The organism is Pseudoalteromonas aurantia 208, from assembly GCF_014858725.1.
GTDB classification, from domain to species: Bacteria; Pseudomonadota; Gammaproteobacteria; order Enterobacterales; family Alteromonadaceae; genus Pseudoalteromonas; species Pseudoalteromonas aurantia.
In genome coordinates this window covers 864,227-886,796 of record NZ_AQGV01000012.1, presented here as the reverse complement: position 1 = coordinate 886,796, position 22,570 = coordinate 864,227, and the positions used below count along the sequence as shown (strand labels likewise).

Here is a 22,570-nt window from a genome sequence, read left to right as displayed (position 1 = left end):
AATCCACAGCCTATTAATTGCAGGTATAGTAGCAAATTCATAGATAAAATCGTAACAAAAAAGGCGCCTAAGCGCCTTTGTGTCTATATAGGGTTCATTTATAGGTCATTTTTTGCCAACCGACCAAATGAAATTAAATCTTGTGTAATTAACGCTGCCTCTTCTAAATACGGGTCGAGCTCGCCAATCACATCTGGCACATCATCTAAGTCTGTAACTGCTTCTAAACCTAAGCGCTTCAAACGAGTATTAGTACGGGCAAGCGCGCGCTGTTCCGAATCATCACGCTCCTTTAATCGCTCAGACTCCACCAGTGATATTTTCTTGTCATCTTTTTGCGCTTTGTATCGTGCAATATCATCAAATACATAGTTAAATTCAGGTTCTCCTTGGATACGAGAATTATGTTTTGCATCAACATACTTAATGACCGGCGTTAAGTTATCTAAACTACTATAAGTTGCACGCTTAATACTGTCCCATGGTAACGCGTTGTCTTCTTGGCTCTCCCCCCACTCTTGTGGCTCTATTGCTGAAGGCAACATAATGTCTGGTACTACCCCTTTATGTTGCGTACTGCCCCCATTTATGCGATAGAACTTAGCAATGGTATATGTAATGCTACCAAGTGGATTGCTGAATAAATCGTAATTTTTTCCAAGTCCACGATGCTGCTGTACAGTACCTTTACCGAAAGTCTGCTCGCCAATAACAACACCACGACCATAATCTTGTATTGCGGCAGCAAATATTTCAGAAGCCGAAGCGCTATACCTATCAACAAGTACCGTCATAGGTCCATCATAAAATGTAATGCCATCACGATCTTTTTGCGCTTCAACACGATTATAAAGTGTATGAATTTGCACCACTGGACCTTGATCAATAAATAGTCCCGTTAATTGAGTCGCTTCATATAAAGAACCTCCGCCATTTTGACGTAGGTCAATTACAATCCCATCGACCTTCTGTTCCTTTAACTTCGCAAGTTCGACCTTAACATCTTTTGATAAGTTATTGTAAAAACTTGGTATTTCAATAACACCAATTTTGCTAGAGAGTTCAGAGTATTTCGCCTCAAACACTTCTGACTTAACGGCTCTATCTTCTAGCCGAATTTTATCGCGCGTTATCTCAACAACTTTAGGAGTGCCATGTGCATCAGACCCTTTTAAATATTGAAGTCTTACTTTGGTTCCTTTCGGACCTTTTATGAGATCAACAACGTCATCAAGACGCCAGCCAATCACATCAACAAATTCTTTGCCATCTTGCGCTACACCAACAATTTTATCATCTGCTTTAATACGCTCTGATTTATCAGCCGGACCTCCGGGCACTAATGAACGTATGACAGTGTAATCTTCGTCATACCCTAAAACAGCCCCGATGCCTTCGAGCTCAAGCTCCATATCCATTTTAAATTGTTCAGCACGTCTCGGAGACAAATATGATGTATGCGCTTCAACGCTTCTGGCGAATGCGTTCATCATTACTTGAAAAGCATCTTCACTATTAGTTTGGACTAACCGCTTTAACGTGTTCTTATATCTTTTAGTGAGAACTTCTTGAATTCCGTCCCAATCTTTACCTGTGAGCTTTAAGCGCAACGCATCCGATTTGACTCTTTGACGCCAATATTCATTTAGCTCTTGTTCTGTTTTAGCAAAAGGCAAGTCTTCACGGTCATAATGAAAAGCGTCAGGTTTATCAAACTTAATTTCAGTTTCTAACAAGCTAATAGCATATTGAAAACGCTCAAACCGACGTTTCATACTCATATTAAACATGCCAAAAGCAAACTCAAGCTTGCCCGCTTTCAAAGCATCATCAAATTGTAAGCGGTGTTTTTTATAAGCATCAATGTCGCTTTGCAAAAATACCGACTTAGTAAAATCTAATGACTCTACATAACGATCAAATATTTCTTGTGACAAAGCGTCATCGAGCTTAAAACGTTTATAGTGCTGGCGAGTAAATAAGTTGGTCACTCGTTTGCTTGCCGTTGTATGTTGGATTTCCGGTTTTAACGTCGGTATGTCTTTTTCTGTCACCGAATCCGGTGATGCAATCGAAACGCTTGATAACAGCGCTGCTACAACGGGAATGAGTGTCAACTTTTTACTCATACACAACTCCTTAAACTATGTACAGACTATCTACTTTGGTTTTAACTTGCATACCAGTCACTAATTCTACGTGAACGTCATCTTTGTTCACTTCAGTAATTGTAGCATTAACCAAAGCTTGCCCTAATTTAACTTTAACTTTGTTATTAACCTTGACCTCATTAGCTGGTAATGGTTCAACTTTACCTGGGTTTCTTTTAGCTTGCTGAGGAGCTGGCTTTTTGTTAACCCGAGTATTTTTGTCTCCATTACGTGCATGAGCAGGACCTTTTTTCTTGTAAGGCTTCGCATCACCGTCCTGACGTGGACGCTGCGTTTTCTTACGTTTAGCCATTTTCGCGCGACTCTCTTCAAGGGCTTTTTGCGCGTGCTCAATGTGCTCTTGTTCAACTTTTTCAGCATCGTTGCCATCAAGATCAATACGGAATACGTTTTTAGTAACCGCTTCTAAATAGCGCCAGTTCGACGTGTATTTACGTAACGCTTGACGTACTTGCGTCTTACTGACTTTCTCTGAGCCTTCAATTCGCTCGGCAATATCTTTAAAGATACCGACCTTAAGCGGCTTGATGCCATCTTTTTGTTTAAAACACTGAGGAAACTCTGAATATAGAAAATCCAGTACCTCATTAATATCTTTTAGCTTGTTTGTGGCTTCCATTTTTGAACCTATTTGTTATACCTTTTCATCTAACGATGAATGGATATAGTGTATTACCCAGTCAGTTAACTCTTCAAACTCAACTTCAATCAAAGCTAAATCTCCACGAAGATGTTCCCAAATACCGTTGATTATATTGTCGATGGTCTCACAGTCGAGATCATCTGGTAAAAGTTGCCAAGCAAAATGAATTAACTCATTTAAAGTCTCGGTAACTTGCTCTTCTTCCCCTTCCCAATCGCCCACATCAGCAATTGCAAAAAGGTAATCTTGTACATTGACTAAATCTTTCATTGTAACGTTGCCTCAAAACAACGTACGAGCGCTTCAAGGCCAGCCTTATCTAATTCGTCAAACCTTGCCAAGCTTGGGCTGTCTATATCTAACACAGCGAACAGCGCACCATCTTTCATTATTGGAATAACAATTTCAGAATTAGATGCAGCATCACATGCTATATGTCCAGCAAATGCATGAACATCATCTACCAATTGAGTTGAGTTCGTTTGTGCTGCTGTACCACACACGCCTTTGCCAAGCGGAATACGAATACAGGCAGGGTTACCTTGAAAAGGTCCAAGCACCAACTCTTGAGGTGTGTCGATAAGATAAAATCCCGCCCAATTTATGTCTTCCAAAGAAGTAAATAAAAGGGCACTGATATTCGCCATATTTGCAATAATATTTTGTTCATCGCAAATTAAAGAATTAGCTTGGTTTACAAGTGTCTGATAAAAATCTTGCTTGTGCATCTACTCAATATCACAGTTACGTCATACAAAAGCTTAAGGTACTCTTTCGAGCTATTAAATGAAACCTTTTCTGACGAAAAAGTATTAAATATCTGTAAATATTAACTTACTTGATTAATTTACAAGCAGGGATTTACGCAAAGCGTCTTAAGCCATAAAGAAACAACCCTGAAGCTAAGGCTGCCATGCACGTATTAACAATAAATCCCATTCCAGATGTAGCCGCAAGAACATAACTAAAAAATGCACCTCCTATCATACCCAAGGCTAACACTGCTGAATATTGCACTTTACTATACTTATGCATAAGCAAATATCCAGGCACAACAAACACCGCCATGGCTAAACCAGCGATATGCGCGTTAGAAAATGCACTTATCAATATACCAAAAAATATCTGGATACCTGGCTGATTAAGCGTAAAGGTGTAATAGCCCCCTAGCACAACTCCGATTAACAATGGTGACAAAAGGGACATAGCAATACTTTTAGCTAGCAGCTGCTTCATAATAAATACTCTGATTTTTAAACAATCATCATTAAAGTATTCGCTGTAAAACACCAGTCAACTTTAGTCGCATTTACTTACCCTAATAAATTTTTGGCAAAAAAAAGCCGCTATATAAGCGGCTTTTACATTCATTTAAGAATAATGGCGGAGAGATAGGGATTTGAACCCTAGAAGGGCTACAAACCCTTGCCGGTTTTCAAGACCGGTGCTTTCGACCACTCAGCCATCTCTCCGGATAATGCGCTAACTGTTTAAAGTTAGAAATAAATGGCGGAGAGATAGGGATTTGAACCCTAGAAGGGCTACAAACCCTTGCCGGTTTTCAAGACCGGTGCTTTCGACCACTCAGCCATCTCTCCGAATAATGCGCTAACTGTTTAAAGTTAGAAATAAATGGCGGAGAGATAGGGATTTGAACCCTAGAAGGGCTACAAACCCTTGCCGGTTTTCAAGACCGGTGCTTTCGACCACTCAGCCATCTCTCCGAAATTTCTTACTGCTAAGACTTGTAATATCCCTCACAAGCCTTATATAAAATTAGTGGCGGAGAGATAGGGATTTGAACCCTAGAAGGGCTACAAACCCTTGCCGGTTTTCAAGACCGGTGCTTTCGACCACTCAGCCATCTCTCCGCAGCGGGGCGAATATTAGTGAATCCCTTGGAGAATGTGAAGCTTTTTTTTAAAAAAACCGCTCAACTGATTAAAAAACAGTACATTTGTATAAACATACGGCAACAGCCACAAATAATTGGAACTTTTTGATTTTTACAGACTCTATTTGATCGACAAAGTTTGCCCAACCATATAACTCTTGGTAATCTTAATACAGTTTAATTATCGGAACATTGTTTCACTTAAGGAGTTTAACATGGCGTTTAATCACTCATATGGCACAGCTCAACCAGCTATGTCGACAATCGAAACTAATAAGGTACTTAAAAACACGTACTTTCTATTAGCTATGACGCTTGCTTTTAGCGCAGTCACTGCAGCTATTTCAATGACGATGGCTCTACCTCGTTTTACAGGTATAGTTTGTTCATTGATTGGCTTTGGTCTTATATTTCTGATCCAGAAAAAAGCGAACTCATCTTCTGCGATAAGTTTAGTATTCTTATTTACAGGTATTATGGGTTTCGGTTTAGGACCATTACTTAATCATTATGCTGCAATGCCTAACGGTACACTGTTAATAATGCAGGCTCTCGGCTCCACAGCTCTCATCTTTTTTGGCTTATCTGCTTACGCTTTAACAACCAAGAAAGACTTCTCATTCATGGGTGGATTTTTAACCGTCGGCTTAATTGTCGTTATTATTTCTAGCATTGTTAATATTTTCATCGGTAGCAGCATCGCATTCATGGCTATCAATGCCGCGGTGGTATTATTGATGTCTGGTTTAATCCTTTATGATACAAGCCGTATCGTAAATGGTGGTGAGACTAATTATGTTATGGCAACTGTTAGTCTATACTTAAATATCTATAACTTATTCACGTCATTACTTGCACTTTTAGGTGCAAATGATGACTAACCAGTTTGTTCTGGTAAACTAAGCCCCATATTGGGGCTTTTTTTATGGGCTAGCTTTGAGTAAATTTGTACTTTCTTTGCATTCAAGCGTATCTGATCACGCAACTCTGAATAACTTATCCCGCTTTGCACATGCAGCACTAGACGACGGCCATCATATTCCGTGCATCTTTTTGTATCAAGATGGTGTCTATCATGCGTCGCAGCATGTTGAGCTAGCCAGTGATGAATTAGATATTTCGGCTATTTGGCAAGCATTAACAGATAGAGGTATTACACTCATGCTTTGTGTAACCGCAGCGGAAAAGCGCGGTATTGATACTACAAATACAGGTATATTTAAAGTTGCAGGTCTTGCAGAGTTTGCCATGCTCAGCGCAACATCAGACAAATGGATACAATTCAAATGAAGAATATTATGATTATTAGTGATCACAGTCCATTTGATGGTATGCATATACGTGATGCGTTAGATATGACCTTGATTTTTGCCGCAATAGACCAAAATGTGAGTTGGTTATTCCAAGGCTCGGCCGTCATGGCCTTAAAACCTAAACAGTCGCCGCAACAACTTGGTATTAAAGATTTCTTTAAATCAATTAAAACGCTTGAAATATATGATGTAGAAAATATATATGTATGTGAAACCGCACTAAAGCAATTTAAGCTAGATCCCGACCAATTAAGTATTGATGTGACCGTAATCAGTCAAGAACAGCAGCGCCAACTCTTGGACCAACAAGATCAGGTGGTAACACTATAATGATAAATACCGTTCACATTTTCTCTAGACCGTTGAGTCGCTACAATACACATTCTATTTCTATGCTGCTCAGTGACACCGATAGGATCCTATTAATTGCTGATGCATGTTATGATCAAACAAGTTTTAAGAACTTAACCGATAATGGTTATATATTGTCTCAATGCCTTTCAACAAGAGGTGTTGAATTGCAAGCACCCTTCTCAGCTATTAGCGATATTGAATGGGTTCAACTCATCGATGGCGCAAAGAAAACGATTACTTGGTAACTATGCTAGAAATTAATCATCGAACTATTGATACTGATAAACAGGGCTATTTGATTGACCATACTCAATGGTCACCTGAATTAGCGCCTATCATTGCAGAAAAAGAAAATATTGAATTAAGTGACGCACACTGGGAAGTCATTCACTTTGTGCGTGGTTTTTATGAAGAGTATAGTACGAGTCCAGCGATTAGAATGCTGGTCAAAGCTATGGCTAAAGCACTCGGTGAAGACAAGGGGAATAGTATGTATTTATATAAGCTATTTCCAAAAGGTCCTGCTAAGCAAGCAACTAAAATTGCTGGATTACCTAAACCTGCCCGTTGCATATAAACTCAAACTCTACACCATTTCCACTTGTTTATTGTGTGAATTAATTCGTAAAAAAGGCGCTAAATAGCGCCTTTTTATTCACAAGCAAGCCCATCTTTAGACCTGTCATACTTAAAACTTACTTAGTGTAAGCTCTCGGTAATTTAGACTCAGTTGTATAGCGGTCTCTTAATTTGTCATGGCGAGACTCTGTCGTGACTTCTGTACCATTGATCCACATCTTTTGTACATGAGTACTGATCTCAAATGGATCCGCACTCCAAAGTACTAAATCGGCTCTTTCACCTTTTGCTATTTTACCGCCTTCAATACCAAAACTTTCTGCAACATTGGCTGTCAGCGCTTTAATTGCCCCTTCATGGCTCATGCCATTAGACACCGCAATACCAGCATCAAAGCGCAATTGGTACACATTATGACTACCGTCACCACCGATTGACAATATAACCTTCACCCCAGCTTTTTCAAGCGCTCCAGCCGTTTCTAAGCTCGCATGAAGCGAATCAAAGCTAGTGGGAAGGTTCGAAACGGCACTAATGATCACCGGTACTTTTGCTTTCGCCAATTGAGATTTCACTAGCTGCGCATCGTCTGCGCCCCATATGATCAAATTAATACCAAATTGTTCTTTGATTTTAATAATTTCAAGAATATCTGAAGCGCGAGTTAAATGCGTTACCAATGGCATTTGGCCATTCAGAACTTGCGTTAATACTGTCTCTTCTACCGAAGGCTTCTTATCTTTATCTTTCTTGTCATCTTTTTTAGCCAAAGCTTGCTGACGCTCTTCAAGCTTATCAACTAGTTGCTTATATGATAGAGCGCGTGAGCCTTTACTTTTGGCCCCCAAATGCACCACGAGCGCAGTATGCTTGTCTGTTACACTGTCAAATTCACCACTTAAATCAGCAACAAAGCCTAGCCCTGCAAAAATGCTGTCCCCGCCGTATGGCACAGCGACGTTTTGCGTAACTCCCCCTTTACGTGCATAAGGGATTAATGATGAGCGAGGATTAAATGCGCTGCTGGTATCGAAGTCAACTCCCGCTTTGTCATCTCCTGCATCACGAGAGCCCGCAACTGCACCAACTTCAACTAACCCCAACTGATTCATAGACCCGATAAAACCTGGTGTTAGGATTCGATCATTCGCATCAATTGTGATATCAGCATTAACATTACTAGGATTAATTGCGGTAATTTTACCACCTTCAATCACCACAGTAGCATCTTTTAAAATACCCTGCTCTGTTGATGTATGCACTGTGGCATTGGTAATTGCAGTAACCTGTGCAAATGCTGAAGAGCTAGCAAGTAAGGCACCGGTAATTAACGATAATTTAAATTTTGTCATGGTGTGCACTCCTATCTCTGACCAAGCATGAAATCACTAACCGCCTGATATTTATCATCATTCCGATCATAAACCTTTGCGCCGTCAACATAAACAGTCTCTGCTTTTGCATATACACTAAACGGGTTTTTATCCCAAATAACCACATCTGCTTGCTTACCTTGGCTCAATGACCCAGTTTCTTTTTCAACACCAAGCGATTTGGCCGCATTGTAAGTGATCCACTTAATTGCATCCTGCTCTTTCAAGTCAAAGCCTTTACGATTAGCTGTGTGCATAACCTTCGAAGCCTCATGATTTAGACGTTGAATCGTAGTATCTGAATCAGAGTGCACAACGGCACAAGAGTTTTTCACCGCATCTACGATCGCAACATTTTCTTGTACCATATCATAAGCTTCCATTTTGAAGCCCCACCAATCTGGCCAAAGTGCAGCACAATTGCCGTTATCAGCTAATAAATCAGCAACTTTATAAGCTTCTATACCATGATGGAACGTACCAGCATGATAATTAAACTCTTTACCTAAGTCGATCATCATGGCCATTTCTTCAGCTTTATAGCAATGGTTATGTATCATAATTTCGCCGTCTAAAACGCCGCGCAATGTATCATATTTAATGTCACGCTTCGGCGCATCAGGGTTTAACCCTGCTGCATGGGCTGCATCATACTGCTCCCACGCTAATTTGTATTCTGTTGCTTCAATCCAAGCTTGACGATACCCAGCCATGTTACCCATACGTGTTTGCGGCGCTATCTTATTTGAGCCATATACACGTTTTGGATTTTCACCACACGCCATTTTTAAGCCGTAGGGTGCGTCTGGAAATTTCATTCCTTGCATTGTGTGTGCAGGAACATTTTTCAGTGTAACACCTCGCCCACCGAATAAATTCGCTGAACCAGGTAAAATTTGTAATGTGGTGATTCCACCTTCTCTCGCTCGATTAAAGCCCGGATCTTGAGGCCAAACCGAATGCTCAACCCATACCTCTGCAGTATTTGGGCTAGTCATCTCATTGCCATCTTGGTGAGATTCAACAGATGGACTAGGATATGCGCCTAAATGAGAATGAACGTCAATGATGCCAGGCGTAACCCACTTACCTTGCGCATCAACAGTATTATCAGCGCTAACATTTAGGTCTTTGCCTACTTGGCTAATTTTACCATCAACAATGTAAACATCAGCTGCATCTAATCTTTCACCTGTACCGGTTAGTACCGTCGCATTCGTGATCAAAGTCGAACTGCTGTCAGAGACAGCATAAGTACTTGGATATGGGTTTTTGTTTATTTTAACGTGGTCTTTTTGCGGGCCTTGGTCTTGACAGCCCGCCAGCGCAGCACCAAGTGCTAACACTAATACGGAGGGAGCAAATTTTTGCATTGTTGTCATCTCTTCTGTTTTTTTTCACTGTAACTAATTCATCGTGAAAAGGCGATTTAAATACCTTGAAACGCAATAATTCACGATGAGTTTTATCGATTTTAATTACGCTTTGGTGCTATATAGTCTTCATATAACTTAGCAAGTGCACCCTCTAGGTCAAGTTCAGCATGTCGTTTTAGCAACTGTTCGCTCGCTCTTGCAACAAAATCTGAGTTTTGTTTATGCTCTTTCGCAAACTGTTTAATTAGATCGGACGTCTGTGCTGTTTTAGCTGGTTTCTTATGCCTATGCATATATTTACTAATGGCTTTATTAAAATCACCTGCACATTCGCCCACCAACAAATCATAAAATTGGCTTTTTTGTAACGTGTAATTCGCATAGCAAAACGCTAATGCACTTTTAAAATCATCAAAATATTGTTCACCAACACAAAACTCCACTTTAGCTGTTGGTACTTTCACTTCAGCACCCGATATTTCCAATATATAACTTGGGAAATCTAGCCGTATTTGCGTTTCTTTGCCCAAACGCATACCGGCCTCAATACTAGTATGAAACTCAGGACTCATCTGCGCGAGTTCATCGTGTTCCCACACATTATAAACGCGTACTGCCTGAGCATACTTTTTCGCTAAGCTACTTTTAAGTGCTTTGATTCGTTCATTCAGTGTGAGCAACCTTTGACCCAGTAGTAAGCCATGGCATTCATAACAACTGGGCACAGTAATAAAGTCAGCGGTTTCTGAAAACTCAATGACGAGCTCGCAGTGCTGCAATGGAGGGCAATAGTCAATGTGCGTCGCCTCACAGCCGCAATAATAACAACACTGGTTAAACTCAACCGATTTTGCTAACCCATTTTGGTAATATTTTGATAAAGCTTCGAAGTTTTTTGACATAAATTTACATAATTAGTTTTAAATTTTAAAGAACTGCTAGCGTAAAGAAAAATTGCTGATAACAAAGTGTAAACATGTTTTTTTTTGAAAAAAAAATGAAAAAATTTGTCAATGAATGAACAGTTTTTCTACTTAAAAACAACCACTTACAAGCCACCATTCACACTAACACACTTAGTTACACTCTGACGAAATTGCTTTACAGCATTCATTTTTAAACCCGCAATACTTAGTGGTGTCTACAGACCAAAATCAAATGGAGCACACCCATGAATGTAATAACAGTACTAAGCAGCGCAGCAATCTTATTGGCATCGTCTTCATCTCTAGCAAATGAATTTATTGCCGCTGACAATACACCTGCAACACAATTGTGTATGGCTGTTGCATCAAATCATAAATTAACGTTACGCAAAGAAATTCGAGAGCACAACATTAGCCGCCCGGTCCTCACTAACCGTTTAGCTTGTAACAACATGTCTATTGATACTTTTGCGACACTTTACAACCTAGAAAACTCAGCTAATTTTCTAAATATTGACATGACAACCAGTACACATATCAGAGATTTATCAGCATCAATTAACAACACACAAACAACACTTGTTATATCTGGTTCGAAATAGATGGATTACAAACATAAATTAGTGCGTTTAACGGATGTTTCACGCATTAATTTTTCTGCTTTTTATTAACTAAGAGATATTAATGATTGCCGCAACTAAACCAAATAGCCCACCAAAAACACCACCCCATACGACCAACCACCCTAAGTGCGTTTTAATCATATTTTGAATAATGTCTTTTACCATTGTGGGTGTCAGCTCATCTAAACGCTCATCGACTGCTTGTTCAATAGTATCGTGTACTGATGTCGTATTTCCGCCCAGTAATTCAGTGACAAGTAACGATTTAAATTGCGGTTCTTCCGTTATTTCTACCAATGTTTCTTTCATTTTTTCAACAAATGTACTGCGCATTGGCTGTAGCGCTTCACTTCCCCCAAACATCGTGAGCATTGGACCAAACTGAGACGACTCAATTACAGTTATTAAGGTGTCAAAAGCAGGGTCCAAATCGACCTTCTTAATAACTGGCTCAAGATCAATATTATCCTGTTGATTCTGCAAAACATTGGATACTTTCTCTTTATCAAAAAACTCTTCGAGGATCAAACGTCTAATTGACTGTTTAAATTCTTTAAACTTCAACGTTATAACGCCAGATCCATAAAGCAAAGGCACTTTTTCAAATAGCATATGAATAGCAAGTAAGTTGGTAACAGCCCCTGAAAGCGCAAAAATACCGATAGTAAACACGATTGAGTGGCCAGTAAGGTATCCGAGAGCAACACATATTGCCGTAACGATATTTGTTATTAAGCTTTTATTCATTTGTGCACCTTATATTTATTACCGCGGCATTCTATACATTTGTCAAAAAAAAATATACGCCTCATCTTATTTTTAGTTTTTTGCAGTTATTGACCCATTATCGTGTAAGTTGATTCCCTAATTGGTGGTAGTTATGAAAAAAGTGCTCTATTCATTTGAGTTCTTTTCGTTTTCAACCATAGTTTGAGTTAACCAGTTGTCGTTTTCAGGTAATATCTCAAATGTGGAATATGGTTAATCAACAAATCTCTGACGCACTTCATACATCATTTGAATTTACGCATAAGGCACTACTTACGTCTCCCAGCGCCGAAAAGCTGTACAGAATTTCAAATGACAAACATACCTTTTTAGTGAAAGTTGATCGACTGACAGCTTTAGAGCGATTTGAATCAGAAGCCAGCGCACTCGAACTTATGACTCGGGATAGTGATTTTCTTATCTGTGATCCCATTACCATAGGTACCAGCTTAGATTTTAGCTTTATCGTATTAGAGTGGTTAGATACCAGTGATAGCATGGATAACTGGCACGAATGCGGTGCGTTACTTGCAAAAATGCATCAGCGTCATGAACAAAAAATGTTTGGCTTAGAACAAGATAATTACATTCAACAAGTACTTCAACCTAATCAATGGCATAAAAAATGGGAAACTTTCTTTGCAGAAGATCGAATTGGTTGGCAACTGCAACTCCTGGCTGAAAAAGGTATCATGCTTGTTAATATTGATGAATTTGTTGCGACCATCAAAACCTTATTGCCTCATCACATCACGCCATCTCTCATTCATGGCCAGCTGTCACACAACAACATTGCATTTAGTCATGGTAAACCCTGCTTATTTAATCCAGCGTGCTACTATGGAGACAGCGAGGTAGATTTAGCTATGGCAGAGCTGTGCTCCGCCCTGCCTGATGAGTTCTATCAAGGCTACTACGCATTTCAAAACAAACTTTCTGACGATAACCGCCGCAAAGAAATTTATCAATTATACCCTATCTTACTCAAAGCCAACCTGTTTGCCGGTAGCTACCTGCATCAAGCTAAACAGCACATCCACGACATATTAAAATAACAGCAATAAAGCTGTCATATTGGCATTAGCTGCTATATTTAAATTAGCGCAATAATTAGGTTAATAAGACCTAATGGAGAGCCAAATGAAAACTGTTTATGACCAACGTATTAGTTGCCCACATTGCGGCCATCATATCTTTGTTAGCCTTGATACCAGTGAAGGTGATCAAGATTTTTATGAAGACTGTGCAGCTTGTTGCAACCCGATCCATTTAAATATGCATATTGATCGAGCTTTTAATAAACTTGAATTACATGTTGATAGTGATGATGAACAAATATTCTAATATGAGGCAGAAGGAATACTGCGGCTCTACTGCGCAATTTGTGTGCTTTTACGTAAATAATTTTCTACTGTATTAACAATCGTATAAGTTTGTTGGTCGACTTCTATATTCAAGAAGTCACCTTCAACTGCACGCCCCAAATTAGTAATGCTCAATGTCTCCGGAATTAAATGCAGCCAAAAGCCAGTGGCATTCACTTCACCTACCGTCAAGCTCGCACCATTAATGGTTATAAAGCCCTTATATAATACAAATTTAAGCCACTCGTTTGGGAGACTCAATTGCACTCGATAATTATCATGATCTTTCACAATGGCTTTTATCTTTGCCATACAATGGATATGACCAGATACAATATGACCACCGAGCTCAGTACCAAAGGTCAATGAACGCTCAAAATTTACTTTTAAGCCTCGCTGTAAAAACCCTAAATTCGTCAGTTTCAGTGACTCATCTATTACGTCAAAATAGACCTGCCCTACCACATCTTGAGGGCTAACCTCATAACGTACAACCGTTAAGCAACAGCCATTAATCGCGATACTCGCTCCAATATCTAAGTGATTAAGGTAATTACTGGAGACTGATAATACCAGCCTCAAAACCCCCCCTGATTTATTACACGAAATAACCGTAGCTTGAGTTTGTACAATACCTGTAAACATAGAATACCTTAGCGAGACGTTTAAGAAAGTAATGATACCTTATTGTGGCAATTGGCTAAAGGCATCTTAAGGGCATGTTTATATTTCAAGATTACATGGCAGCATGCCGAAGTCGAGTTTAAACGAAACGGTCGTATATAAAATGATTACCACACCAAAAACAACGTATAACAAGCCACAAAGCCTAACCGGCGGACTTTAAGTTCTTCTTAAACAGCAATTACCCGTTTTTCCACTCCGTTCTATTTAGTCGGCAGACACCATAAAATTAAACAAATCTACACCCTGAACATCTAAAAATTCTAAGTCATTTCATCTAATTGTCTGGCTTTTTCATGCTTTCTAACGCTAATATTGTATTTTTGTGAATGCAGTATCATTATGAAGTTCAGTTATTGGGAAGCTAAACGCTTACTCCAGCTCGCCACCCCTGTTTTTTTAGCTCAGATAATGCTGGTATTAATGTCGGTTGTTGACACAATAATGGCAGGTCAAGTGAGCACTAATGATTTAGCTGCACTGTCAATCGCGACAGGTATTTGGAATCCATTAGTATTTTCTTTACAAGGTATTCTACTGGCTTTAACAAGTATTGTTGCACACTGCTTTGGTGCCAAAGATCAAAAAGGCATTAAACACTACTTCCAACAAAGCATATACTTGTGCTTAATTCTTTCCACATTTGGCTTTATATTGGCCAACTTTACGCCATTGGTATTCGACAATTTAGGTACAACCACGGAGATCACCACATTAGCACAAAGTTACATCGACTTTGTAAAATGGGGCATTTTGGGGTTTTTACTATTTTCTGTTTATAGGAATGTCACAGAAGGAGTTGGCCTGACGAAACCTGCTTTTTACATTAGCATTGTTGGCTTATGCATAAATGTCGTGGCTAACTATGTCTTCATTTATGGCAAGTTAGGAATGCCAGCACTTGGAAGTGCTGGATGTGGTCTCGCCACAGCCTTAGTATTTTGGGTGATGGCCTTGGCTCAATTCATATATAGTTTCAACAGTAAAAAGCTCAAAGGAAAATGGCTACTCCATCGATTTGACCCCCCTAAAATTAAAACTCTGAGTTACATAACCAAGCTTGGTTTACCTATTTGTTTAGCTACTTTTTTTGAGGTGACGTTATTTGCATGCATCCCCCTGTTTATTGCTGATTTAGGTGCTACTGCGGTGTCTGGCCATCAAATTGCTGCAAGTGTCAGTGTTATATTATTTATGATGCCATTGAGCCTATCAATGGCCATAGCTATTCGAATTGGTAATCTATCAGGCCAACAAGCCCATACTCAGCTTAAATCAGCCATCAACACCAGCTTATTACTGGCGGTAATGATTGCGTTCTTTGTTGCCTTTATTACTTTCATAGCCAGAGATGCCATTGTCATTCTGTACACAAAAGACGAGAATGTTGCATTACTTGCTTCCAGCATCATTATTTTAGCTTGCATCTATCAGTTACCTGATGCTTTGCAAGTTGCAGCAAATGGTGTATTACGAGGTTTAAAGCATACCCAGCCCATTGCCGCGATCACATTTTTATCATATTGGGTTATCGGTTTTACACTCGGTTACGTATTAACTAAAACAGACCTTTTAGTTACCGCGATGGGCCCCAGAGGATTCTGGATAGGTATCATTGTTGGTTTAAGTATTGCCGCAGTTTTACTCTTATTGAGTGTAAGGAGTCGACTTGTTAAAATTAGCACTGATTAGCTTAAGCATATTTACTCTCACTGGCTGCTCACCCCAGCCCAGTGAGATTTATCATGAGTATCAAAACAGACTTAGCACTGCACTCAATAGCACAACGCCAGACATACCGGACTCTCGGTCATTACATCATCCAAACGTAACTAGACCCACATCAACACTAAGCATTTCTATTATTGAACTGGCCAATATTAACCATTGTCGGCTCAGCCAAACTATTGCAAAAAGAAACAATCAATTAGGTAAAGTACAACTGCCAAGTGAAGCGCTTAAATACAGTATTCAGTTTGTACAACAAGCCAATGAATGTATAAATAGCGGGCAAACAAACAACCCATTAATTAAGGATAAGCTACTTGAAGCCCGAAGAGAAAAACAACAGCAACTTAACCTATTTTTCGAGCACATGCTTTTTTCAGAACGAGAGCTCAAGCAGTTTACCCATTTAGCTGCAACTGAGGTATCCTTCGATAGACACTCAGAATTACAAAACCAAACACTGGAAGCGCTCGCGCAACTTGTGCAACTCAAACAGCTGCTTAGTCAAAAAGATAAAATAGAAAACCTAGAGGCAACTGAAATTACGACAGTACTTAAAAAACTTCATAAAAATGCATTTGTTCAGCGCGTTATTACTTCAGCGCGGCAACAAGTTTTATTGAACCAGGCTACCTCTGCCTGGTTACACACAGTAGATATAGAGAACACAGTTTGCCCGTCCGGAAAAAACAAACAAAAAGCGCACATCCTAAATAATATTTTTTCAAAATATTATTTAGGTCAATTACAGGGCTATCAAGCCCAACTGACAAGTATGCTTCAAAAAGTATCGCCTTTTTTGGCCGCGCTATGGCAGAATCACCCTGAGTTAGTGCAATGGGTTGATGAAAATGACCCACAGTCTTTACTTACACAGTTAAAATCGAGTGCAATATCACACGTCAAATGGTGGCAAACTTTCTACAAAACGTGCAAAATTCGTCCTCAATGAATAAAAAAAGTGCAAACAAACAAAAATATGGAAAACTCGCTTGATCAAAACGCTGAGTCGCTATATATTAGCCGCCGTTGCAACGTAATATTCATTACATAACAACACTATAGTACGACCGTAGCTCAGTTGGTTAGAGCACCACCTTGACATGGTGGGGGTCGGTGGTTCGAATCCACTCGGTCGTACCAACTCTTTCTAAAGAGAATATGTATAATACAACCGTAGCTCAGTTGGTTAGAGCACTACCTTGACATGGTAGGGGTCGGTGGTTCGAATCCACTCGGTTGTACCACTCTCTTATGTAAAACACTCTTAATTTGATTCAATAATCATAGAAACTGCTTGGCAACTATCACTATCAAAACAAGTTGAAAAAGACAGATATTACCTCATTAAAATTAGGTGTAACTGCCTTATTTATTTCTGATAATTATTCTGTAATTCCACGTTAACGTATCTGATACTGGCGCTTCTCCATGGTTCCCAAGCCATGCAATCTTATTGTGAAGGCTTTTCAATTCCGATAATCACCGGATGATAATACAACCTATGTAAGCCTGCAGTTTCCTATATTTGATAGCCAAGGTTTGTGCTGTGGGCATATCCTATCCATTGCTTTGACGCCTCTGAAAGAGCGACGTAACACAGCTGTATTATTTATAAAATATTAATAACACAAAGACCCTTTAGTATTATTTTTGTTCAATTAACTTAAATAAAAAAAGGAATGATCATGTTAAAAAACACACTCGCAATGAGTCTTGCTACAGCCCTACTTTCAACCGGCGCTTTAGCTGCACCAAAAGATCGCGCACCCGAGATCTGTTGGTACGAAAACCAGCAAGTACAAGTACATACGGTTGAATGTGAGTACGAAGTTGCTTTTGAGTATTATGGTTTACCGTACTTTCACTTTAATAGTAACCCAAGCCGTAATTGCCCGACTAAGTACTGGCGTAAAGTGTCTTTAGAGAAAGACTTAAGAATAAAAAGAACATTTACGCAAGAAGGAAGCATGCCTAGCTGCGGAACGCGGTGGATGTCACATACATGGGAAAGCTATTACCCAGTAAACGGTGAACAGTGCGAGTATTGGTGGCGTGAAGGTAAGAATGTAACAGGCGATGTTGATACCCATACAGTAAAAACTGAAACTCGTCGTGTTCGTGTATGTGAGCCAGCGTACTAAGCAAGAAATAAATAACGTATTCGCGCAACGATTTCAATCGTTATAAAAAGTTGATCCGCTGACATTTTGCGGATCTTTTTTGTCAATCACAATCACTTCAATACTCCCTCCTTAAACATACATTCAAAGTCTATCACCTATTGGTCAACCACGGTAATCGCAGCGCTGGAGCATTAGAGAGAGTATACCTTTGAAATGCTGCTCTTCCATGCTTTCACATTCTCTTCACACCTTACTCCCTAACATTGTGTGCTCGACGTATTCTAGGGGTATAAATGTGATAACCAATTATCAAAGACTGGTCATAATAACTTTACTATTTATTTCACTCAATGGCTGCAGTGTGATCAACATTTTAAAGTTACGCCGCGCAAATGATGATGTAGTGCCAACCTGGCACGCACAATTGAGCCAGATTGATATCAAAACTGATTATATTGGCGAAAAAACGTATGTTTACGGCAGTATCAATGGCGTTGATAATTTCAAGTTTATGGTAGACACAGGCGCTTCATTTACAGTGCTGTTTGATACGCCAAAAGTTCGCAGTTTGAACTTACCAAGAGGCTACGATTTAGAATTAAGCGGCTGGGGTGACCAAGAAGATAGCAAAAGTTATCAAACGACTATGCGATCTTTAAGGTTTGCCGATATCGAAGTTCAGGGTTTTCAAGGAGCATTTATCAAACCAAGCAAGACTCAGTATTTTCAACGTGAGGATGAGCTAATTTTTGATGGCGTTATTGGGCATGATTTAATGCGTCATTTTGCTTGGACATTTAACAAAGAAGCGAAGCAAGTCACCGTATCAAACAGCCCTGTAGTTGCAGCTAAAAACGCATATTCTATCCCGTTCGATATTTTCATGAGTAAGCTATACGTGGAAGGTAAAATTGATTTTGGTCAGGGTCATATCGCTAAAAATGACGTCATTATTGATACCGGAAGCCGACATTACTTCAAACTTAGTGCACAATACCCTATCAATAATGATTTAACACTTCCCAACGCCCAAGTAACTGGAGCAGATATCGGTCTCAGCGGAAAAGCCGAGCATCAACGCGTTACACTCCCTAGCGTGAGTTTTGGTACGTTGACTTTGCCAAACGTCAAAACAAATTTAATTGAACATGTGGATGAAGAAGACTATTGGGTCATTGGTAATGGCATATTTAATCAGTTCATTACAACCGTTGACTACTTCACTGAAACGTTATTTTTAACTCCTTTAGATAGTCGCCCTATCACGTCACGTTATAACCTAATGGGGTTAGAAGTACGAAAGTTACTCTCGGGTGAATTTTTGGTACGCTACGTTATGCCTAATTTACCTGGGCAATATGCGGGGATAAAAGTAGGTGATGTTATTACCCACTTAAATAAAGTGGCTACAAAACAGATTTCAAAAGATCAATGGCTGACTTATAGTGCAACCCCAGCAGCATATATGGTGTGTATAAAACATAAGCAATGTGTCAATCTTACAAGTCGTCACATTACTGGGTATTCGATACCGTAAATTGAATTAATAAATGACCGCAGGAATATCTAGACAAGTCATCACTGATGTAATGTATGACTTGTCCAGATAAGTTGCGGTTAGCTATTCCTATCCCCACCCCCAGCTCAGTACTGCAGTAAAAACAATAGCGCATGCCATTTGACGCAGCGCCATTTTTATCGCGAAATGCCAACGCATTTCTCGAACAATCGTCAGCAAAGATACAATGCACGGCAACATCACGCCAGCAAGGTAGACCGCAGACAATAGCTGAACATCTGACATCCCAAACACTTTTAAGCTTTGTGATGCACTATCAATTAAACCAATGGCCAAACCATCTTTTCGGACTGCCCCTAAAATCACAGCAATTGCCGCACCTTCAGGTAAATTAACCAACGCCATCAGTGGCGCAATAACCTCTGTTAGAAATCCGAAAAAACCCAACCAAGATAAAAACCCTGCGGCTAAACAAATACCAATAAATAGCGGAAAAGCGGTAGTAAAGAACTCTTTTATAACACCAAGCATTTCAGATATCGCAAACTGCAAATTAGGCGGTTGTAAAAACCCTCGATTTAATAAGTTTGCAGATACGGCTGATCTGCGCAGACGTTTCGATGTCGTCAGTAATAAATATAGGCAAGTGGTTGTTGCAAGTACTGCCAAATAAGGTAAAGCTAAATACGGTTTACCTGCTGCTGAAAATACCGCAATTGTTGCTGGAAGTTGATAAGAACATGCCGATCCAAAAGAGATTGCTGAGACACATGTTCCCCGAGTACAACATGAACAATGACGAGTTTGAATAATTGCAGGCACATTGCACCCAAATCCCATAATCACTCGTACAAGATCTCGTCCACTTAGCCCGAGCTTCTGCATAAATGGATCTAAACTAAACGAGAGTCTATCAACCAACCCAGTTGTTTTATACAAAGCAATAATGGCAGAAAAAACTAATACCGTTGGTAGTGCATATAATAAAAGAAAAGGCAGCATCGACACAACGCCATAGTCCCCGAGCAACATATGGTTAAGTATATCGGGTAATGTACCAGTACGTATTTTTAACCAATTAGCGCCACTTTCAATGAAGGGGTAAAGCCAATCGGCAAATGCGTTTGCATTCACCACAGACACCCAAGTAGGAAGAACAAGTAGCATGAAACACAGTAACGGCCCTATTAACGGTAATTCAAAAAATGCCCTTCCTGGTATGACTGACCAATTTGCCGTTAAATGAGGTGGTTGCTTCGGAAACTTAGCAGCCCCTTTTAGTGCCGCTGCAAGTTCGAGTAATTGATGAGGTGAAACACGACGATTATCTACTGTGATCCACTGAAGCTGCGTAACCGCTTTTAACCGTGCTATTTCTTGGCATACATCGGGGCGGTGCCTCACTTTATCCCAATAAGTAACAACAATGATACCAACCCGACCCTGTATTAATGGCCATAGGTCGGTTAGGTCACTCAGTAAATCAGTTGATTTTACCATCAAAATAACTTGCTTGCTGGTATGTAACTTTTGTAATACTTGAGAGGTTACCACACTGTCCATACGGGTTTGAATGCCCGGCGTATCTATTATCGTTTGCGCGTTCCAATCATAATTTTGGCAGAATAAAGAGCTTCCTTGTAAATTACTGCTGGTCGACTTTTTACCGACTAAGCTCTCAATAAATGCGGTTTTTCCAACACTCTCTTTACCTATCAATAACCAATTACTGTCTAGTTTTTTTTCCGGATAATAGGTTTCAACATCAATCCGTTGGGTCTTCAACAGAAACACTCCTGTTCGACACAACAATTTAGATCATTTAATATCATCCCCGCTTTTTTGTAGTGTCGAAATATACTCATATCTAAAGCCAGTTCTTCACCAATAACACTGCATGGTGCAAAAAATCGGCCTCTGAATTTATAGATAAAACATAACAGCGTGGGATCGTGATACAAACGTGAACCCGCTAAAAACAAATTTCTCACTTTACTTGATTCATCAAATTTATTGACTAATGGATACCCGTTTACCTGATAGTCAAAAAGCTCTGCAACAGGCCCCAAATTAATATCAAATCCAGTGCAATTGATAGGTGGGAAACGGGAGGTTAGCACTTTACCGCAGGTGGAAGTAACCACATACTGGTCAGCTTTTTTTTGTACCGAGGCAACCTTAAACTCCTCATCTAGCTCAACCTGACCCAATAAGCTTAAATTAGCTAAACGCTCTGCCGTATAAGGTGACAAAACCATACTTGGGTCGTATGAATCTGAATTATTACCTATAAAATCCAATACCGTTACTTTATTCCCCTCATTTGCTAAGTTGTATGCTGCATCAACCCCACTCTCATATCCACCAATGACGATGTATGCTCCCTGCTCCTTCTCATTCCATCGTTGTATCTCACTATTATGTATACATAATGACGCACCACTAAATGCGTTTACGTTCGGTGTATGAAACTCACCACCAGCCCAAACAATGAAATTACAACGGATGCTGAGTGAGTCAGTTTCCAGTAAAAACCCCTCTTCATCGGTTAAATTTACAACGGACTTCAAACGTGTTTGTGTATTAACTTTAATGTCGTAGTGCTGAGTAACCAAATTTAAATATTGCGCGTACTCTTCCCCATTTAGGTGCTCTTTACCGGTACTAAAGGCGGGTGATGTGTCAGGTGTAATGGCGTTCAAATCAGTTTGATGGTATCCATTAGAAGGAAAAGAAGGCGTAATGAAGCGCATACTTTCAGGCCACTTTAAGAAAGTTTCCCCTATTTCCCCCTGCTCTAAAACAATTAACTCCCCCTCCTCTATGCCCATTTGCTTAAGTAACGCCGCGCAGCCTAAGCCTGCAGGTCCAGCACCAACAATGACAACTTCAGTTTTTATCATAGTGATCTTCTCCTAAAAACAACAAACGTTATAACATAACAATATATACTGATAAGAATGAGAATTCATCTCTTTTAAGATACAAGGTCAAATAAGCGTATAAAATGTATCGAGGCAACGAGCCGTTATAAATTTAAACCTTACCGTGCTAAAACACCGCAATGTTCAGATATAGGTCATTATCCAAACCGCCGATACCTCAACCTCAAATTCATATAAAAGCTTC

The 22,570-nt window shown here is 39.7% G+C and carries 24 protein-coding genes and 6 tRNA genes; 14 read left to right on the top strand and 16 right to left on the bottom strand.

Features of this window, described 5'->3' with window-relative positions:
- Nucleotides 1–98: 98 nt before the first annotated feature.
- The 9 genes from prc to PAUR_RS07815 form a co-directional block, all read right to left on the bottom strand.
- Nucleotides 99–2,129, bottom strand: a complete 2,031-nt coding sequence (prc, locus tag PAUR_RS07855) for a carboxy terminal-processing peptidase (RefSeq protein WP_192507221.1) — start codon at nt 2,127–2,129, stop codon at nt 99–101.
- Nucleotides 2,130–2,139: 10 nt separating this feature from the next.
- Nucleotides 2,140–2,790, bottom strand: coding sequence for an RNA chaperone ProQ (gene proQ / locus PAUR_RS07850; protein ID WP_192507220.1), 651 nt, complete (start codon nt 2,788–2,790; stop codon nt 2,140–2,142).
- Between the two features lie 15 nt (nt 2,791–2,805).
- Nucleotides 2,806–3,084: a hypothetical protein gene (locus tag PAUR_RS07845; protein ID WP_010363951.1), complete on the bottom strand. Its 279-nt coding sequence runs from the start codon at nt 3,082–3,084 to the stop codon at nt 2,806–2,808.
- A complete protein-coding gene (locus PAUR_RS07840; RefSeq protein ID WP_192507219.1) occupies nt 3,081–3,542 on the bottom strand; it encodes a GAF domain-containing protein in 462 nt (153 codons plus the stop codon). Before PAUR_RS07840 ends, PAUR_RS07845 begins: the two co-directional genes overlap by 4 nt.
- A gap of 133 nt (nt 3,543–3,675) precedes the next feature.
- Complete coding sequence (locus PAUR_RS07835) at nt 3,676–4,050, bottom strand: hypothetical protein (protein WP_192507218.1); 375 nt, start codon at nt 4,048–4,050, stop codon at nt 3,676–3,678.
- Between the two features lie 145 nt (nt 4,051–4,195).
- Nucleotides 4,196–4,286: transfer RNA gene (locus PAUR_RS07830), tRNA-Ser, on the bottom strand.
- A gap of 35 nt (nt 4,287–4,321) precedes the next feature.
- A tRNA-Ser gene (locus PAUR_RS07825) sits at nt 4,322–4,412 on the bottom strand.
- A 35-nt stretch (nt 4,413–4,447) separates the two neighbouring features.
- Nucleotides 4,448–4,538, bottom strand: a tRNA-Ser gene (locus tag PAUR_RS07820).
- Between the two features lie 56 nt (nt 4,539–4,594).
- Nucleotides 4,595–4,685 (bottom strand) — tRNA-Ser (locus PAUR_RS07815).
- Between the two features lie 238 nt (nt 4,686–4,923).
- On the opposite strand from PAUR_RS07815, the gene PAUR_RS07810 reads away from it, so the two are divergent.
- The 5 genes from PAUR_RS07810 to PAUR_RS07790 are packed head-to-tail and all read left to right on the top strand — an operon-like array spanning nt 4,924 to nt 6,952.
- Entirely contained in the window at nt 4,924–5,589 is a 666-nt protein-coding gene (locus PAUR_RS07810) for a Bax inhibitor-1/YccA family protein (protein ID WP_192507217.1), read from the top strand.
- Between the two features lie 55 nt (nt 5,590–5,644).
- Complete coding sequence (tusD, locus tag PAUR_RS07805; RefSeq protein WP_192507216.1) at nt 5,645–5,998, top strand: sulfurtransferase complex subunit TusD; 354 nt, start codon at nt 5,645–5,647, stop codon at nt 5,996–5,998.
- Nucleotides 5,995–6,351 carry a sulfurtransferase complex subunit TusC gene (tusC, locus tag PAUR_RS07800; protein ID WP_192507215.1) on the top strand — a complete coding sequence of 119 codons (357 nt, stop codon included), beginning with the start codon at nt 5,995–5,997 and terminating at the stop codon, nt 6,349–6,351. The genes tusD and tusC overlap by 4 nt, the downstream gene beginning before the upstream one ends.
- Nucleotides 6,351–6,620, top strand: coding sequence for a hypothetical protein (locus PAUR_RS07795; protein ID WP_192507214.1), 270 nt, complete (start codon nt 6,351–6,353; stop codon nt 6,618–6,620). The genes tusC and PAUR_RS07795 overlap by 1 nt, the downstream gene beginning before the upstream one ends.
- A 2-nt stretch (nt 6,621–6,622) precedes the next feature.
- Nucleotides 6,623–6,952, top strand: coding sequence for a TusE/DsrC/DsvC family sulfur relay protein (locus PAUR_RS07790; RefSeq protein ID WP_192507213.1), 330 nt, complete (start codon nt 6,623–6,625; stop codon nt 6,950–6,952).
- A gap of 118 nt (nt 6,953–7,070) precedes the next feature.
- Here PAUR_RS07790 and PAUR_RS07785 read toward each other — a convergent pair whose 3' ends face one another.
- From PAUR_RS07785 to PAUR_RS07775, 3 genes are all read right to left on the bottom strand, one after another.
- A complete protein-coding gene (locus PAUR_RS07785; protein WP_192507212.1) occupies nt 7,071–8,306 on the bottom strand; it encodes an amidohydrolase family protein in 1,236 nt (411 codons plus the stop codon).
- An 11-nt stretch (nt 8,307–8,317) separates the two neighbouring features.
- Nucleotides 8,318–9,700, bottom strand: a complete 1,383-nt coding sequence (locus tag PAUR_RS07780; RefSeq protein WP_192507211.1) for an amidohydrolase — start codon at nt 9,698–9,700, stop codon at nt 8,318–8,320.
- A 101-nt stretch (nt 9,701–9,801) separates the two neighbouring features.
- A complete protein-coding gene (locus tag PAUR_RS07775) occupies nt 9,802–10,605 on the bottom strand; it encodes a hypothetical protein (RefSeq protein WP_192507210.1) in 804 nt (267 codons plus the stop codon).
- Nucleotides 10,606–10,874: 269 nt separating this feature from the next.
- Here PAUR_RS07775 and PAUR_RS07770 point away from each other — a divergent pair, with 269 nt between their 5' ends.
- On the top strand, nt 10,875–11,231 hold the full coding sequence (locus tag PAUR_RS07770) for a DUF3718 domain-containing protein (protein WP_192507209.1): 357 nt from the start codon (nt 10,875–10,877) through the stop codon (nt 11,229–11,231).
- A 69-nt stretch (nt 11,232–11,300) separates the two neighbouring features.
- Here the strand turns inward: PAUR_RS07770 and PAUR_RS07765 are convergent, their stop codons facing one another.
- The gene (locus PAUR_RS07765; protein WP_192507208.1) at nt 11,301–11,999 is read right to left on the bottom strand and encodes a DUF445 domain-containing protein; all 699 of its coding nucleotides are present in this window, start codon (nt 11,997–11,999) and stop codon (nt 11,301–11,303) included.
- A gap of 221 nt (nt 12,000–12,220) precedes the next feature.
- Here PAUR_RS07765 and PAUR_RS07760 point away from each other — a divergent pair, with 221 nt between their 5' ends.
- Nucleotides 12,221–13,075 carry a fructosamine kinase family protein gene (locus PAUR_RS07760; protein ID WP_192507207.1) on the top strand — a complete coding sequence of 285 codons (855 nt, stop codon included), beginning with the start codon at nt 12,221–12,223 and terminating at the stop codon, nt 13,073–13,075.
- 85 nt (nt 13,076–13,160) lie between these two features.
- Nucleotides 13,161–13,364 (top strand): CPXCG motif-containing cysteine-rich protein, encoded by a 204-nt coding sequence (locus PAUR_RS07755; RefSeq protein ID WP_119860407.1) that lies wholly within the window; start codon nt 13,161–13,163, stop codon nt 13,362–13,364.
- Between the two features lie 26 nt (nt 13,365–13,390).
- Here PAUR_RS07755 and PAUR_RS07750 read toward each other — a convergent pair whose 3' ends face one another.
- Nucleotides 13,391–14,029 (bottom strand): riboflavin synthase subunit alpha, encoded by a 639-nt coding sequence (locus tag PAUR_RS07750; protein WP_192507206.1) that lies wholly within the window; start codon nt 14,027–14,029, stop codon nt 13,391–13,393.
- Nucleotides 14,030–14,410: 381 nt separating this feature from the next.
- Here PAUR_RS07750 and PAUR_RS07745 point away from each other — a divergent pair, with 381 nt between their 5' ends.
- From PAUR_RS07745 to PAUR_RS07720, 6 genes are all read left to right on the top strand, one after another.
- Nucleotides 14,411–15,760, top strand: a complete 1,350-nt coding sequence (locus PAUR_RS07745; RefSeq protein ID WP_192507205.1) for an MATE family efflux transporter — start codon at nt 14,411–14,413, stop codon at nt 15,758–15,760.
- Nucleotides 15,738–16,748 carry a DUF3080 family protein gene (locus tag PAUR_RS07740; RefSeq protein WP_192507204.1) on the top strand — a complete coding sequence of 337 codons (1,011 nt, stop codon included), beginning with the start codon at nt 15,738–15,740 and terminating at the stop codon, nt 16,746–16,748. Before PAUR_RS07745 ends, PAUR_RS07740 begins: the two co-directional genes overlap by 23 nt.
- Before the next feature lie 114 nt (nt 16,749–16,862).
- Nucleotides 16,863–16,939: transfer RNA gene (locus tag PAUR_RS07735), tRNA-Val, on the top strand.
- 27 nt (nt 16,940–16,966) lie between these two features.
- Nucleotides 16,967–17,043 (top strand) — tRNA-Val (locus PAUR_RS07730).
- Between the two features lie 441 nt (nt 17,044–17,484).
- The gene (locus PAUR_RS07725; RefSeq protein WP_192507203.1) at nt 17,485–17,940 is read left to right on the top strand and encodes a hypothetical protein; all 456 of its coding nucleotides are present in this window, start codon (nt 17,485–17,487) and stop codon (nt 17,938–17,940) included.
- A 343-nt stretch (nt 17,941–18,283) separates the two neighbouring features.
- Nucleotides 18,284–19,459: an aspartyl protease family protein gene (locus PAUR_RS07720; RefSeq protein ID WP_192507202.1), complete on the top strand. Its 1,176-nt coding sequence runs from the start codon at nt 18,284–18,286 to the stop codon at nt 19,457–19,459.
- 90 nt (nt 19,460–19,549) lie between these two features.
- On the opposite strand, the gene PAUR_RS07715 is transcribed toward PAUR_RS07720, so the two are convergent.
- Both PAUR_RS07715 and PAUR_RS07710 read right to left on the bottom strand, forming a co-directional pair.
- Nucleotides 19,550–21,226 carry a nucleoside recognition domain-containing protein gene (locus PAUR_RS07715; RefSeq protein WP_192507201.1) on the bottom strand — a complete coding sequence of 559 codons (1,677 nt, stop codon included), beginning with the start codon at nt 21,224–21,226 and terminating at the stop codon, nt 19,550–19,552.
- Nucleotides 21,223–22,344: an NAD(P)/FAD-dependent oxidoreductase gene (locus PAUR_RS07710; RefSeq protein ID WP_192507200.1), complete on the bottom strand. Its 1,122-nt coding sequence runs from the start codon at nt 22,342–22,344 to the stop codon at nt 21,223–21,225. The genes PAUR_RS07715 and PAUR_RS07710 overlap by 4 nt, the downstream gene beginning before the upstream one ends.
- Nucleotides 22,345–22,570: the final 226 nt, after the last annotated feature.